Annotated in this window: 10 protein-coding genes, 2 tRNA genes and 4 pseudogenes; 10 read left to right on the top strand and 6 right to left on the bottom strand. The window is 67.3% G+C overall.

Translation table 11 applies throughout. From position 1 onward, the window contains the following. Positions 1-435 precede the first annotated feature (435 nt). The gene (locus CN538_RS15790) at positions 436-933 is read left to right on the top strand and encodes a lipopolysaccharide kinase InaA family protein (RefSeq protein WP_106420054.1); all 498 of its coding nucleotides are present in this window, start codon (positions 436-438) and stop codon (positions 931-933) included. 10 nt (positions 934-943) lie between these two features. Here the strand turns inward: CN538_RS15790 and CN538_RS15785 are convergent. The 5 genes and pseudogenes from CN538_RS15785 to hemA form a co-directional block, all read right to left on the bottom strand. Next, positions 944-1,684, bottom strand: a pseudogene (locus tag CN538_RS15785) (HesA/MoeB/ThiF family protein). Further along, positions 1,681-2,223, bottom strand: a complete 543-nt coding sequence (locus CN538_RS15780; RefSeq protein WP_242495245.1) for an Lrp/AsnC ligand binding domain-containing protein — start codon at positions 2,221-2,223, stop codon at positions 1,681-1,683. Before CN538_RS15780 ends, CN538_RS15785 begins: the two are co-directional and overlap by 4 nt. Positions 2,224-2,527: 304 nt before the next feature. Then, positions 2,528-3,354 (bottom strand): annotated as a pseudogene (gene prmC, locus CN538_RS15775) (peptide chain release factor N(5)-glutamine methyltransferase). Beyond that, the gene (gene prfA, locus CN538_RS23330; RefSeq protein ID WP_106420679.1) at positions 3,351-4,439 is read right to left on the bottom strand and encodes a peptide chain release factor 1; all 1,089 of its coding nucleotides are present in this window, start codon (positions 4,437-4,439) and stop codon (positions 3,351-3,353) included. The pseudogene prmC and the gene prfA overlap by 4 nt, the downstream one beginning before the upstream one ends. Before the next feature lie 16 nt (positions 4,440-4,455). Then, positions 4,456-5,728 (bottom strand): annotated as a pseudogene (gene hemA / locus CN538_RS23325) (glutamyl-tRNA reductase). Positions 5,729-6,035: 307 nt separating this feature from the next. On the opposite strand from hemA, the gene CN538_RS15760 reads away from it, so the two are divergent. From CN538_RS15760 to CN538_RS15720, 9 genes and pseudogenes are all read left to right on the top strand, one after another. Then, on the top strand, positions 6,036-7,799 hold the full coding sequence (locus CN538_RS15760) for a tetratricopeptide repeat protein (protein ID WP_106420053.1): 1,764 nt from the start codon (positions 6,036-6,038) through the stop codon (positions 7,797-7,799). After that, entirely contained in the window at positions 7,774-8,466 is a 693-nt protein-coding gene (lolB, locus tag CN538_RS15755) for a lipoprotein insertase outer membrane protein LolB (RefSeq protein ID WP_106420052.1), read from the top strand. Before CN538_RS15760 ends, lolB begins: the two co-directional genes overlap by 26 nt. Further along, a complete protein-coding gene (gene ispE, locus CN538_RS15750; RefSeq protein WP_106420051.1) occupies positions 8,463-9,326 on the top strand; it encodes a 4-(cytidine 5'-diphospho)-2-C-methyl-D-erythritol kinase in 864 nt (287 codons plus the stop codon). Before lolB ends, ispE begins: the two co-directional genes overlap by 4 nt. Before the next feature lie 123 nt (positions 9,327-9,449). After that, positions 9,450-9,524: transfer RNA gene (locus CN538_RS15745), tRNA-Gln, on the top strand. A 270-nt stretch (positions 9,525-9,794) separates the two neighbouring features. Further along, positions 9,795-10,736: a ribose-phosphate pyrophosphokinase gene (locus tag CN538_RS15740; RefSeq protein ID WP_207036021.1), complete on the top strand. Its 942-nt coding sequence runs from the start codon at positions 9,795-9,797 to the stop codon at positions 10,734-10,736. Between the two features lie 131 nt (positions 10,737-10,867). Further along, a pseudogene (locus tag CN538_RS15735) lies at positions 10,868-11,514 on the top strand (50S ribosomal protein L25/general stress protein Ctc). Positions 11,515-11,547: 33 nt separating this feature from the next. After that, on the top strand, positions 11,548-12,132 hold the full coding sequence (gene pth / locus CN538_RS15730) for an aminoacyl-tRNA hydrolase (RefSeq protein WP_106420050.1): 585 nt from the start codon (positions 11,548-11,550) through the stop codon (positions 12,130-12,132). A 110-nt stretch (positions 12,133-12,242) separates the two neighbouring features. After that, positions 12,243-13,334 carry a redox-regulated ATPase YchF gene (gene ychF / locus CN538_RS15725; RefSeq protein WP_106420049.1) on the top strand — a complete coding sequence of 364 codons (1,092 nt, stop codon included), beginning with the start codon at positions 12,243-12,245 and terminating at the stop codon, positions 13,332-13,334. Positions 13,335-13,470: 136 nt separating this feature from the next. Next, positions 13,471-13,547, top strand: a tRNA-Met gene (locus CN538_RS15720). A gap of 87 nt (positions 13,548-13,634) precedes the next feature. Here CN538_RS15720 and dgcA read toward each other — a convergent pair. After that, positions 13,635-14,615, bottom strand: coding sequence for an N-acetyl-D-Glu racemase DgcA (gene dgcA / locus CN538_RS15715; RefSeq protein ID WP_207233537.1), 981 nt, complete (start codon positions 14,613-14,615; stop codon positions 13,635-13,637). Positions 14,616-14,749: the final 134 nt, after the last annotated feature.

Below are 14,749 nucleotides of genomic sequence, written 5' to 3'. Positions count from 1 at the left end.
CATCGTTATACGGTCTCGCATCGACGACTCGCGTATCGGCATCGAGAGGCGCGAAAGATTAAGCGCCGCTTAAACGAAATGTTAATATCGGATGACATCGCGTGGTATGGCGTGCCGCCGTCGCGCCATCGACGATACCACGCCCCGCCCTGGCCACAAGTTCGAGAATGCCCGTGAAACGCTTCCTCTCCGCCGACGCTCGCCCCTACTTTGCCGCCCACGAGCTAAACGACTTCGACGCCCTCTGGTCGCTATCGCTGACGCCGGTGGACGCGCCCAATCTGGAACGTGGCGGCCACTCGGAGGTGTGTCGCATGACCCTGGAGGCCCCCGGACTGCCACCGCGGGACTTCTTCCTCAAGCGCCAGACCAATCATCTCGGGCGCAGCCTGAGCCGCCCCTGGGGCGAGCCCACCTTCGCCCGCGAAGCGCGCAATCGCAGCCTTCCAGCGCCTCGGTATTCCCGCGCTGGAGAGCGCCTACTTCGAGGAACGACGTCGCGACGGACGCTGGCAGGCGATTCTGGTGACCCCAGCACTGAGCGGCTACACCGACATGATCGAGCATCATGCCCACTGGGAGACGCTCGAGCCAGCCACCCGGGACGCCATCGTCGACACCTGCGCCGACCTGCTCGGTACCCTGCACCGCCGCCGCTGGCGCCACGGCAGCCTGTATGCCAAGCACGTCTTCCTGCGCCCGGCAGCAGACGCGCCCACCGGCTTCGAGGCCCGCTTCATCGACCTGGAGAAGTCACGCCCGCTGCTCAACGCCGGCCGCGAGAAGCGCCGCGATCTCGAGGTCTTCGCCCGCCGTCTGCCGCAGTGGCGCAGCGCCACCTGGCGCCGCTTCCTTGGCCGCTATCTTCAGCGCCCGGCGGAGAGTGCCGAGGTCGAGCGCTGGCTGGGCGCGCTGACCCTGCCCAACCGCTGAGGCGGCACCCTCAGCGCGGCGCGCACACCGGACAGGCCGGGTCCCGCGGCAGCGCGAAGTGGCGCCACTCGCCGTTGAGCGCATCGAAGGTGGAGAGCCCGCGGTGCACTCGGCCGGCGCGCGCTCAGCCACTTGAGCGCCTCCAGCGCCTGGAAGCTACCGATCACTCCGACCAGCGGCGCGATAACCCCGCTCTCGGCGCAGCTCAGCGCCTCGTCGTCTCCCTGCTCGCCGTAGAGGCAAGCGTAGCAGGGGCTGTCGTCGGCGTGGTCGAACACCGCCAGCTGGCCCGAGAAGCGGATCGCGGCGCCGCTGATCAGCGGCGTACGGCTCGTCACGCAGGCGCGGTTGATGGCGAAGCGGCTGCTGAAGCGGTCGGTGCAGTCGAGCACCAGGTCAGCCTCGGTGACCGCGGCGAGCAGCGCCTCGCCGCTCAAGCGCGTTGACAGCGGCTGCGCCTGGCAATCCGGATTGAGCGCACGCGCCGCGGCGCACGCCGAGCGGGCCTTGGATTCGCCCAGACTGGCCTGGGTATGCGCGATCTGACGCTGCAGATTGGAGAGTTCGACGTGGTCGTCATCGGCGATGCTCAGCCGCCCCACCCCCGCTGGCCAGTAAAGCGCCGCCGGTGACCCCAGCCCGCCGGCCCCCACGATCAACACATGGGCATCGAGCAGACGCTGCTGCCCCTCGATTCGATCTCGTCGAGCATGATATGGCGGCTGTAACGCAGCAGTGCTTCATCGTTCATCGTTCATCCCCTGGCGCCCGTGCCGCGCCAGCGGACGGGCTACTTCTCTTCCAGCCGGTCGAGTCGGGGATCGGCAGTGCCAGCTCCTCCTTGACCTCTTCCATGACCACGTAGCTCTTGGATTCTTTCACGCCGGGCAGGGTCAGCACCACATCGCCCAGCAACTGGCGGTAGGCCGACATCTCGGGAATACGGCACTTGAGAATGTAATCGAACTGCCCGGAGACGAGATGACACTCCTGGATCTGCGGCAGCTTGGCCACCGCGCGACGAAATTCGTCGAACACCGAGGGTGACTGCGTGGTCAAGCTGATCTCGACGAACACCAGCAGGTTGGCGCGCAGGGCCGCGGGATCGAGCACCGCCTTGTAACCGCGGATGATGCCCGCCTTCTCCAGCCGTTTGACCCGCTCCAGGCAGGGCGTGGTGGAGAGCCCAACCTGGGCTGCCAGGTCGACGTAGGAGATGCGCGCATTCTCCTGCAGGCAGCGCAGAATATTGAGATCGATCCGGTCCAGCGATCGTGATTTGGCTTTCATTGCTGTCGTTGTTCCAAGCCGGTGAAAGGTAACGTGACGAGTCTCCCAACCGCCGCGCGCGGCAACAGCCGGCAGGCCCTGCCATCCAAGATGGCGACGCCAGCCAACGGCGCTTACGGGTAAGGGGGCACTATTACTAACACGATGTCACATGCCAGCTCCAGGCGCGCGCAGGACTTGAGAAAACGCTGTATCAGCAACGGTCGGAGATAGGTGTAGGGAATGGAGAGTGGGGAATGGAGAGTGGGGAATAGAGGCCGGGTGGATAGAGGCTAGCGCGTCATCCCCGGCTTGCCGCCAGGTTTCAGCCCCAGCGGCCGCCGCTGACACGCTCGTGCCCGCCCAGGTCGGTGAGCGAGGCGATCTGGCCGTAGCCCGCGTCGCCGAGGAGCGCACGCACCACACCCGCCTGGTATAGCCGTGCTCAAGCCATAGCCCCGCCGGGCTCGAGAAAAGCCGGAGCACTCGCCACCAGCGCGCGAAGATCGGCCAGCCCCGCGTCCGCAGCGACCAGCGCCCGGCGCGGTTCGAAGCGTACGTCATCGCGGCCCAGATGGGGGTCATCGGCATCGATATAGGGCGGGTTGGAGACGATGATCGCAAAACGCTCCCCGGCCAGCGCATCGAACCAGTCGCTCTCGACGAAACGCGCATTGGCTAGCCCAGGCGCGTGCCATTGGCGCTGGCCAGCGCCACCGCCTCGGACTCGACGTCGACTCCCAGCACCCGCCAGCCGGGGCGCTCACTGGCAAAGGCGAGCGCCACCGCGCCAGTGCCGGTGCCGAGATCGAGCAGCGTACCCCGGGCCGTCGTCGCGACCGCCAGCGCCGCCTCGACCAGCCGCTCGGTATCCGGACGCGGAATCAGCGTGGCCGGCGAGGTATCCAGCTCGAGCCCCCAGAATTCGCGTCGCCCGGTCAGATAGGCGACCGGCCAGCCCGCCACGCGGCGTTCGACCAGCGCCTCGAAGCGCGCCACACTCTCGGCCGGCAGCTCGCGGTCGCCCCAGGTGTAGAGCCAGGTGCGATCCACCCCATGGGCGTGCATCAGCAGCACCTCGGCATCCAGCCGCGCGCTGGGCGAGGCGCTCAGGCGCCGGGTCGCCTGACGCAGCGCCTCGTCGGCGGTCACGCCTCGCCCTGCAGTGCCGCCAGCTGGTCGGCCTGATACTCGTTGACCAGCGGCTGCACCACTTCGTCGAGATCGCCGGCCATCACCTCACCCAGCTTGTAGAGCGTCAGGTTGATGCGGTGGTCGGTGAGCCGCCCTTGGGGGAAATTGTAGGTGCGGATACGCTCGCTGCGATCCCCCGAGCCCACCAGCGAGCGTCGGGTATCGGCCTGCTGCTGGCGCTGGGAGTCGACCGCGGCCTGCTTGAGCCGCGCCGCCAGCAGCGACATCGCCTTGGCGCGGTTCTTGTGCTGGCTGCGCTCCTCCTGGCACTCCACCACCAGACCCGTGGGCAGGTGGGTGATACGGATCGCCGAGTCGGTGGTGTTGACGTGCTGGCCGCCGGCACCGCTGGAGCGGAAGGTGTCCACGCGCAGGTCGTTGGCGTTGATGTCGACGTCGCCGACCGCGTCGGCCTCCGGCATCACTGCCACGGTGCAGGCGGAGGTGTGGATTCGCCCTTGGGACTCGGTCGCCGGGACCCGCTGCACGCGATGCGCGCCGGACTCGAACTTGAGCACGGCGTAGACGCTGTCACCCTTGACCCGGGCGATCAGCTCCTTGTAACCGCCCTGCTCGCCATGGCTGGCGCTGACCACCTCGATGCGCCAGCCGCGGCGCTCGGCGTAGCGCGAGTACATCCGGAACAGATCGCCGGCGAAGAGTGCGGCCTCGTCACCACCGGTGCCGGCGCGGATCTCGAGGAAGACGTCGCTGCCGTCGTCCGGGTCCTTGGGCACCAGCAGGCGCTTGAGGGTCTCTTCCTGGGCGGCGAGGCTGGCACGCCCGGCGTGCCACTCCTCCTCGGCCAGCTCGCGCATCTCGGGGTCGCTGTCCTTGAGCATCTGTTCCGCCGCTTCGATATCGCCCTCGGTGCGACAGTAGTCGCGCCAGGCCCCGACCAGCGGCTCGAGCTCGGCGTACTCGCGGGAGTAGTCGCGAAAGCGCGGCTGGTCAGCGATCACCTCGGGCTCGGAGAGCAGCGCGGAGAGTTCCTCGAAACGGTCACGGAAGGCGTCCAGTCGTTCGCGTAGAGACGCTTTCATGCCCATCCCTGTCTTTTCATACCGAGTCCTGTGTCGTGGCGGGGGCGCCGACCAACAAACTGTCGGCGGCCTGAATGATTCCTGGCGGGACTGCCCGGAGGCTTCACGCAGACGCAGCGTAGGGCCATGCATCAGCTTGTTGGCGAGCTGGTGCGAGAGGCGTTTGATCACCGCTTCCGGTCCTCGCCACGGGCCAGCTGGGCCAGCGCCTCGCGCTCGGCGGCCTCGCGCAGCGATTCGCCGTGCTGGCGGTAGCGCCGGATCAGATCGCCGGCACCGCGCACCCGACGCTCGTGCAGCCACTGCTCCACGCCGTGTTCGATCAGCGCCTCGGCCTGACGCGCCGCCACCTCGCGGTGACGCCGGTTCTCGGCGATCACCTGCTGCAGGTCATCGACGCTGTAGAGGAAGACATCGGCGAGATCGCCCACCTCGGGCTCGATGTCCCGCGGCACCGCGATGTCGACCATGAACATGGGCCGGTGGCGCCGCACCTTGAGCGCGCGCTCGACCATGCCCTTGCCCAGAATCGGCAGCTCGCTGGCGGTGGAGGCGATGACGATGTCGGCCTGTTCCAGCGCATGGGGAATATCGCTCAATTCGATCGCCCTGGCACCGCAGGTCTCGGCCAGCGCCTGCGCCCGCGGCAGGGTGCGGTTGGCCACGGTCAGCCCCATGATCCCCGCCTCGCGCAGGTGCCGGGCGACCAGCTCGATGGTCTCACCGGCGCCGATCAGCAGCGCCCGGGCGCGGCCGAAATCATCGAAGATGCGGCTCGCCAGGCTGACCGCGGCGTAGGCCACCGAGACGGGGTTCTCGCCGATCGAGGTCTCGGTGCGCACCTGCTTGGCGATCGAGAAGGTCTGCTGGAACAGCCGCTCCAGCTCGCTGCCGAGTCCGGCGTGCTGCCGTGCGATCTGGTAGGCATCCTTGAGCTGGCCGAGAATCTGCGGCTCGCCCAGCACCATCGAATCGAGGCCCGCGGCGACCCGCATCAGATGACGAGCAGCCTCGCGCTCATGATAGTGGTAGGCGCAGCTCAACAGGTCCTTGGCCGGCATGCCGTGGAAGTCGCCGAGCCACTCCACCAGTTGACGCTCGCCGTCGTCCACCGTGATGCAGTAGAGCTCGGTGCGGTTGCAGGTCGACAGCACCGCCGCTTCGCGCACATCAGGCAGCGCCCGCAGCTGCGTCAGCGCGGATTCGAGCTGCGCCGGCGAAAAGGCGACGCGCTCGCGCACGTCGACCGCGGCGGTCTTGTGATTGATACCCAGAGCTAGCAGCGTCATGAAATCACGGTCAAAAATCTTGCAAGAGGTCGAGGCACCATCGCCACCTGTCGTCTCAGGCCAGCGGGCGGGTGAGCGGATTCGGCGATGTCAGGTCGCGGCCCGCGCGCTTGCCACTTCGGCATATCCTGCCCGCCGCCGTCGACGGCTGCGCCATTTTAGCACAGCCGAAGGACACTTAGCAGGCAACCCGTCTCTGCTCCCTGCGTCATTGCCGCACGCCCCCCCCGAGCCCGGGTGATGCGTCGAGATTGACCCGCGACCGCCAGCCGTTATGCTGAGTCGATCGACTGATCCCGAGGACGGCATGCCCAAACGTCTGTTATACGCCGCCGGCTGCGCGGCTCTGCTGGCCGGCTGTCAGAGCATGTCGGCCGACACCGCTGCCCCTGTTGGCGATCCCATGGCCTCGGCGCCGCCGATCACCCGCGGCTTCGACGCCGCAGGTCTTTCGCAGGTGCTGCTGTCGGAGATGGCCGGGCAGCGCGGCGACTTTCACCGTGCGGCCACCGGCTACCTGGCCGCTGCCGAACGCTATCGCAGTGCGGCACTGGCCGAGCGCGCTACGCTCGCCGCGCGCTACACCGACGACACCGGTCTGCTCGCCACCACGGCCTCGCGCTGGCAGCAGTACGCCCCCGACGACAGCGCCCCGGAGGAGCTGCTCTCGGGCATCGCCATCGATCGCGGCGACTGGCCCGGCGCGCTGCGTCACCGCCTCGAGCTGGCCCGAGACGGGCAGCCGGCGCGCCTGCTCGAGCTGGTCGAACTGGCGATCGAGGCACACACGCCGCTGTCACCGCTGCGCGACCAGCTGCAGGCGTTTCTCGCCACGCATCCGACCCAGCTCGACGCCCAACTGGCCATGGCACGGCTGGAAGCGGCCAGCGGCGAGGCCGATGTGGCGCAGCAACGTCTGGCCCGACTGACCCGCACCCACGCTGCCGAGCCGCTGCTGTGGCTGACCCGCGCCCAGATCGCCATCGAGTCCGGCGACAATGCCCAGGCCGCAGCGCTGGCCCGGCGCGGCCAGGCCCTGGCTCCGGATGACGCCCGCTTCGTGCTGGCCCTGGCCCAGGCTGAGATCGCCGCCGGCGATCTCGACGCCGCCGAGATCCAGGTGAATCAGCTGCTGGCCGCGCACGACAACACCCCCAGTCTGCGCCTGGGGCTGGCTCAGCTCTATCTCGAGGCCGGCGCCCTCGACCCGGCGAAGCGCCTGCTGCTGCCGCTGCTCGACCGCGACGCCACGCCGCCGGCTGCCTATCTGCTGCTGGGTACCATCGCCGAGTCCCAGGACGAGCCCGACAATGCCCTGCTCTACTATCGCCAGGTGCCACCGGGTCCAGGCTTTGCCGAATCCCGGGCACTGGCGGTACAGATGCTGGTCGCGGCCGGACGCCTCGACGACGCCGAGAACTTCTTACGCATCGAGAGCCTGCGCCACCCACGTCAGCGCGCGCTGCTGACCCAGATCGGCGTGCAGGCGCTGGACGCCGTCGATGACAGCGCCCGCGCCGACGCCCTGCTCGCCGACAGCCTCGCGCGCGACCCCGACAACAGTGACCTGCTCTACAGCCGGGCGATGCGTGACTACGCCCAGGGTGATGTCGACGCCATGATCGCCACGCTGCGCGATATCATCGCCCGCGAACCGGACAACGCCGCCGCGCTCAATGCCCTCGGCTACACGCTCGCCACCGACAGCGACCGCTACGACGAAGCCTTCGGTCTGATTCAGCGCGCGCACCAGCTGGAACCGCAGAACCCGGCGATCCTCGACAGTCTCGGCTGGGTCCACTTCAAGCGCGGTGACAGCGACAAGGCGTTGGGCTATCTGCGCCGCGCCTATGCCGGCCAGCCCGACCAGGAAGTCGCCGCGCACCTGGCCGAAGTCCTCGCCGCCAAGGGCCTCGACGACGAGGCCAGAGCGCTCGTCGCCCGCGCCCTGGCCGCCAGCGACGAACATCCGGATATCGACGCACTGCTGAGCCGCTATCCCCGATTGACCCCTTCACCCGCTTCGGATTCGACAGGACGTCCCGATGACACCAGCGTACCCAACCCCTGACCGAGCCAGCACGTCGCGTGCGACTCCGTCATCTCTCTCGGCATTCGCGTCACGCCACTGGCGTCTGCTGGGCGCCGCCGCCCTGAGCCTGTGGCTGGCGGGCTGTGCCGGTCAGACTACCGCCCCCAGCGCGCCGCGCCAGGCCGACGACTGGCAGCGCCAGCAGAGCCGGCTCGAAGCGCTCGATACCTGGACCGTGGCGGGCAAGGTGGGCCTGCGCACCCCGCGTGACAGCACCAGCGCCAACCTCGACTGGACCCAGACGCCGCAGCACTACCGCATGCTCATCAGCGGCCCCTTCGGCACCGGGCGCAGCGTGCTCGAGGGCCGCGCCGGTGCGGTCGAGCTGACCACCGGCGACGGCACCTTCCAGGCCAGCTCGCCGGAGGCACTGATGCAGCAGCAGCTCGGCTGGTCGCTGCCGATCTCGGCACTCGACTACTGGGTGCGCGGCCTGCCGGCACCGGGTGCGGCACACGATGAGACCCGCGACGACCTGGGCTTCCCGGCGCAGCTGCGTCAGGCCGGCTGGACCATCGCCTACCGCGACTGGACCTACGCCGGCGGGCTGTGGCTGCCGCGGCGCCTGGTCATGACCTATGACGACATTCGCGCTCTGCTGGTGGTCAACGAATGGCAGCCGGGGCAGGCGGACACCACACCATGACGCCCTGGGTCCTGCCGGCCCCGGCCAAGCTCAACCTGCTGCTACGCATCACCGGACGCCGCGCCGACGGCTATCACGAGCTGCAGACGCTGTTCCAGCTACTAGACCACGGCGACACCCTCAGCTTCACCCCGCGTGACGACGGCGCCGTCACCCTGAGCCCGGCGCTCGATGGGGTCAGCGCGGAGGAGAATCTGATCGTGCGGGCGGCGCGCCTGCTGCAGCACGAGACCGGCTGCCGTGCCGGGGTCGATATCCTGCTCGACAAGCGCCTGCCACTGGGCGGCGGGCTGGGTGGTGGCAGCTCCGACGCCGCCACCACCCTGGTCGCGCTGGACCGGCTGTGGCAGCTCGACCTGGGGCACGAACGGCTCGCCGCGCTGGGCCTTGGCCTGGGTGCCGATGTACCGGTATTCGTGCGCGGCGACAGCGCCTGGGCCGAGGGCGTGGGCGAGCGTCTGATCCCGGTGGCGCTGGCCGAGCGCTGGTTCGTGGTGGTTCATCCGGGGGTCGCGGTCTCCACCGCGGCAGTGTTTGGGCATCCCGGTTTGACACGTGACAGCACCGCCATTAGTATGCGCCTCGCACTCGACGGGGCCACCCCCGAGACGGTGTGGCGCAACGACTGCGAAAGCGTCGTCCGCGCGCTCTATCCCGAGGTCGACCGCGCCCTCGCCTGGCTTTCACGCCATGGTGACGCGCTCCTCACCGGGACCGGCGCCTGCGTCTTCTGCCCTGTCGCGGACGAAGCGTCGGCCGATGCGGTCATCGCCGATGCGCCCGACGGGTGGCAGATCTTCAAGGCCCGCGGCGCGGCTCGCTCCCCGCTGCATCGCGCTCTGGAGATCATATCGGCCTGACGACGATAGTCACGCGCCGCGGTGCAGGGTTCTCATGCCCGACGCACTCAGGAGCGTGGTTTTTGATCCACGGCTAGCCAACGGTCGGCGCTTTTACGCATAATATGCGCTGCCGACGATTGCTGGGGTATCGCCAAGTGGTAAGGCACCGGTTTCTGGTACCGGCATTCCCAGGTTCGAATCCTGGTACCCCAGCCACTTCCTTGACTCTTTGCAAGCCTGCCTACGGAAACCGGGACGCGATGGCCACTCTGCCCACACGACTTCCCTGCCGGCGCTGCTGCTTTTCCTGTCGTCCCATGACTGCCGCCCTGCGCCTCGAGCGTCTGGCGTCGTCGTGCGTGACGTCATACCGCCGGTATCTCGGCACTCTCCGTCAGCGTCCGCTCTCCCGCCGCAGTCTTGCTCGTCTCTGCTTCGATCGAATGTCCCAACTGACCTTCAAACAGCTCTCAAAGGTGGCCGCGCGTGTCTAAATTGATGGTTTTCACCGGTAACGCCAACGCTGCCCTGGCGGCGAAAGTGGCCGAGTGCCTCGATAACCGGCTCGGCCACGCCACGGTCGGCCAGTTCAGCGACGGTGAGATCGCCGTCGAGATCAATGAAAACGTGCGCGGCAAGGATGTCTTCATTCTGCAGTCGACCTGCGCGCCGACCAACGACAACCTGATGGAGCTGATTCTGATGGTCGACGCGCTGCGCCGCGCCTCGGCGACCCGAATCACCGCCGTCGTGCCCTACTTCGGCTATGCCCGCCAGGATCGCCGCGTGCGCTCGGCGCGCGTGCCGATCTCGGCCAAGGTGGTCGCCGACATGATGGTCAAGGCCGGCGTCGACCGCGTCATGACCATGGATCTGCACGCCGATCAGATTCAGGGCTTCTTCGACGTGCCGGTGGACAACGTCTACGGCTCGCCGATCCTGCTCGACGACATCGAGCGCCAGAACTACGACGACCTGGTGGTAGTCTCCCCCGACGTCGGCGGCGTGGTCCGCGCCCGCGCCATCGCCAAGCAGCTCAACGTCGACCTGGCGATCATCGACAAGCGCCGCCCGCAGGCCAACCAGGCCCAGGTGATGCACATCATCGGCGACATCCAGGACCGCACCTGCGTGGTAGTCGATGACATGGTCGACACCGCCGGCACCCTGTGCAAGGCCGCCGAGGCGCTCAAGGATCACGGGGCGCGCCGGGTGGTCGCCTACGCCACCCACCCGATCCTCTCCGGCCCCGCGGTCGACAATATTAGTGGCTCGGTGCTTGACGAACTCGTGGTTGCCGATACCATACCGCTCTCCGAGCCTGCGCGTCGCAGTGGCAAGATCCGTCAGCTGACGGTCGCCGGCCTGATCGCCGAAGCCATTCGCCGTGTCAGCAACGAGGAATCCGTCAGCGCGATGTTCCACTGACCGGCAACTACGGTCAGTAACGCGCGCCGACACACAGGCGACTGCCGTGAGGGCAGTCGCGCCAATGGAGACGGCACGGCCTGGTCGCGGGCGGTGCCGTACTCCTTTTCTATCGATAGAGGTGACAACTCATGTCCCATTACACCCTGACAGCCAATGTTCGTACGGAGCTGGGGAAAGGTGCGAGCCGCCGCCTGCGCCGCAAGAACGAACAGGTCGCCGCGATCATCTACGGTGGCGAAGCCGCCCCGCAGCCGATCACCATCGACAAGCCGGCCTTCTACAAGGCGATCGAAGACGAAGCCTTTTCTCCTCGATCATCGATATCCAGATCGACGGCAAGAGCGAGCAGGTTGTCATCCGTGACCTCCAGCGCCACCCGTACAAGGCCTTGGTGACCCACGCTGACTTCATGCGCGTCGATGCGACCCACGAGCTGACCCTGAACGTCCCGCTGCACTTCCTCAACGAAGAGAGCTGCAAGGGCGTCAAGGACGAAGGCGGCGTGCTGCACGTGCTCAACAACGACGTCCAGATCAGCTGCCTGCCGTCCAAGCTGCCGGAATACCTCGAAGTCGACGTCGCCAACCTGGGCCTCGGCGAGACCATTCACCTTTCCGACCTCAAGCTGCCGGAAGGTGTGACCCTGGTCGAACTGACCCACGGCGAAGAGCACGATGCCGGCGTGGTCAGCGTGACTCACCCGACCGTGGCACGTGACGACGAAGTGGCCGGTGAAGGCGTCGACGAAGACGGCGAACCGAAAGGCGAAGCGTAAGCTTCACGGCACGCGACAAGAGCAGGCGACGGCATGGGCGACGTGAAAGCGATCATCGGTCTCGGCAACCCGGGGCCGGAGTACGAAGACACCCGCCACAATGCCGGCGCTTGGCTGGTCGAGCGCCTCGCGAGGGACGCAGCGTCTGCGCTGCGTCCCGAGCGCAAATTTCTGGGTCTTTACGCCAAGATCCGCCTGGGCGGGCACGATCTGCACCTGCTCAACCCCACCACCTTCATGAACCGCAGCGGTGCCTCCGTGGCCGCGCTGTGCCAGTTCTTCAAGATTGCCCCGGACGAGGTGATCGTGGCTCACGACGAGCTCGACATCGCCCCGGGTACGGCGCGCTACAAGACCGGCGGCGGTCATGGCGGCCACAACGGCCTGCGCGACATCATCAGCGCGTTCGGCAACCACAACGGCTTTCATCGGCTGCGGGTCGGCATCGGCCACCCGGGCAGCGCCAAGCTGGTGACCAACTATGTGCTCGGCCGCCCTGGCAAGACGGAGCGCGACGCCATCGATGCAGCGCTCGACGAGATCGTCGTCACCCTGCCCGACGCCCTCGACGGCCACTGGGCCAAGGCGATGAATCGCCTGCACGCCTTTTCCGCCTGAGCCACGCTCCCGTCAGCCGACCCTGCGCCATACACGTTATCGCCGACGCCACGGGTCGAGTAGAATAGCGATCTTTCACGCGTCACGAACTCTCTTTCCAGGAAGCGCTCATGGGATTCAACTGCGGCATCGTCGGTCTGCCCAACGTCGGCAAGTCGACGCTCTTCAACGCCTTGACACGCTCCGGCATCGACGCCGAGAACTTCCCCTTCTGCACCATCGAGCCGAACACCGGCATCGTGCCGATGCCGGACCCGCGGCTCGACAAGCTGGCCGAGATCGTCAAGCCGGAGAAGGTCGTGCCCACGACCATGGAGTTCGTCGATATCGCCGGTCTGGTCGAAGGCGCCTCCAAGGGAGAAGGCCTCGGCAACCAGTTCCTGGCCAACATTCGCGAGACCGACGCGATCGCCCACGTGGTGCGCTGCTTCGATGACGACAACGTCATTCACGTCGCCAATCAGGTCGACCCCACCGCCGATATCGAGACCATCAACCTCGAACTCGCGCTGGCCGATCTCGACGCGGTGGAGCGCTCGATCCAGCGTCTGACCCGGGTGGTTAAGGGCGGCGACAAGGAAGCGATCGCCACCAAGGCGATCCTCGATCGCATCCAGCCGCATCTCGCCGAGGGGCAACCACTGCGCAGCTTCGGCCTGGACGAAGACGAGCAGCGCCAGCTACGCAGCTTCGGTTTCCTGACACTCAAGCCGACGATGTACATCGCCAACGTCAACGAAGACGGCTTCGAGAACAATCCCCATCTCGATACGGTGCGCCGCATCGCCGCCAGCGAGAATGCCGTCGTGGTGCCGGTATGCAACAAGCTGGAAGCGGAGATCGCCGAGCTCGAGGACGAAGAGCGCGCCATGTTCCTCGACGAGATGGGCATGGAAGAGCCCGGACTCGATCGCGTCATCCGTGCCGGCTATGGCCTGCTGGGCCTGCAGACCTACTTCACCGCAGGCGTCAAGGAAGTGCGGGCGTGGACGGTCAAGGTCGGCGCCACCGCCCCGCAGGCGGCGGGCGTGATCCACACCGACTTCGAGAAAGGTTTCATCCGCGCCGAGGTGGTCAGCTATGACGACTTCGTCGCCTTGGGCGGTGAGAACGGCGCCAAGGAAGCCGGCAAGTGGCGCCTGGAAGGCAAGGCCTACGTGGTTCAGGACGGCGACGTGATGCACTTCCGCTTCAACGTCTGAGCGCGGCCAACCGCTGGGGCCAGGTAGCCACGCCCCGGTACCGCCCGATGGCCGGATTCGTGCAAAAAAGCGTTGACGTTTCATCGGGTTATGCTAGTATTCGCCTCCGTTGTCACACATCAGGCGTGACCACAACGGCTACGTAGCTCAGCTGGTTAGAGCACATCACTCATAATGATGGGGTCCCCTGTTCGAATCAGGGCGTAGCCACCAGATACGACGCCAAAGCCCACCTCGCGTGGGCTTTGGCGTTTTTGCAGGTCATCGTCTTGCCGGTCCTCTCGGCAAGCCTGGCGGGGCTCAACCCCAGAGTGCCGGCGGCGCGGGATGCACCCCCATCGCATCGTAGTGCAGCCCCGGGTCGCGATCCCTGGCCAGCAGCAGCGGCCCATCGAGATCGACCACCGCGGCCCCCTGGGCCACCAACAGTGCCGGCGCCATCGACAGCGATGATCCCACCATGCACCCCACCATCACACCGAACCCCAAGGCCTGCGCTTCCTGCTTGAGCGCCAGGGCTTCGGTCAGCCCGCCGCTCTTGTCGAGCTTGATATTGATCATGTCGTAGCGCCCCATCAGCGCTGCCAGTGAGCTGCGATCATGACAGGCCTCATCGGCACACACCGGCAAACGCCGCTCGATCTGCGCCAGTGAGGCGTCGTCAGCGGCGGGCAGCGGCTGCTCGACCATCTCGATGCCCAGTTCGGCCAGCCGCGGCGCGAGACGCTGGTAGATGGACAGATCCCAGCCCTCGTTGGCATCGACGATGAGCCGCGCCCGCGGTGCCCCCTCGCGCACCGCGCGCAGGCGTTCGAGATCCCCCTCTCCACCCAGCTTGATCTTGAGCAGCGGACGTTCGGCGTGACGCCGGGCCTTGTCACGCATGGCCGCCGGCGTATCCAGCGACAACGTATAGGCGCACACCTGCGCCTGCGGCGGCGCTAGCCCCGCCAGCGCCCACACCGGCGTAGCACGCCGCTTGGCTTCAAGATCCCATAGCGCGCAGTCCAGCGCGTTGCGCGCCGCCCCCGCCGGCAGTCGCGTCTGCAGCGCATGGCGGTCGAGCCCAGCGGCCAGAGCCGTACGCAGAGACTCGATCTGCGCGATGACGCTCGCCACCGACTCACCATAGTGGGCATAGGGCACGCACTCGCCATGGCCCACGTGGCCGGCATCGCTCAGGCTCACCGTCACCACCCGCGCTTCACTGCGCGCCCCGCGCGAGATGGTGAAGCGCTCGGCCAGCGCAAAGCGCGTCTCCTCCACCCTCAGTGTCGCCATGCTGTTCCTCCTCGGGCCTAGTCAGAGAATCGGCCAAGAGCGCCTTTCACAACCGCTGGGAACGCGACGGCAGGGCGTCGCGAGGGCGCTGTGAACCCCTCCTTGGGTGCTACTATCTTTGTCATCCCTGGCAA

It is taken from the genome of Salinicola tamaricis (assembly GCF_003006155.1).
GTDB classification, from domain to species: Bacteria; Pseudomonadota; Gammaproteobacteria; order Pseudomonadales; family Halomonadaceae; genus Salinicola; species Salinicola tamaricis.
This window is presented reverse-complemented; position numbering and strand designations above follow the sequence as displayed.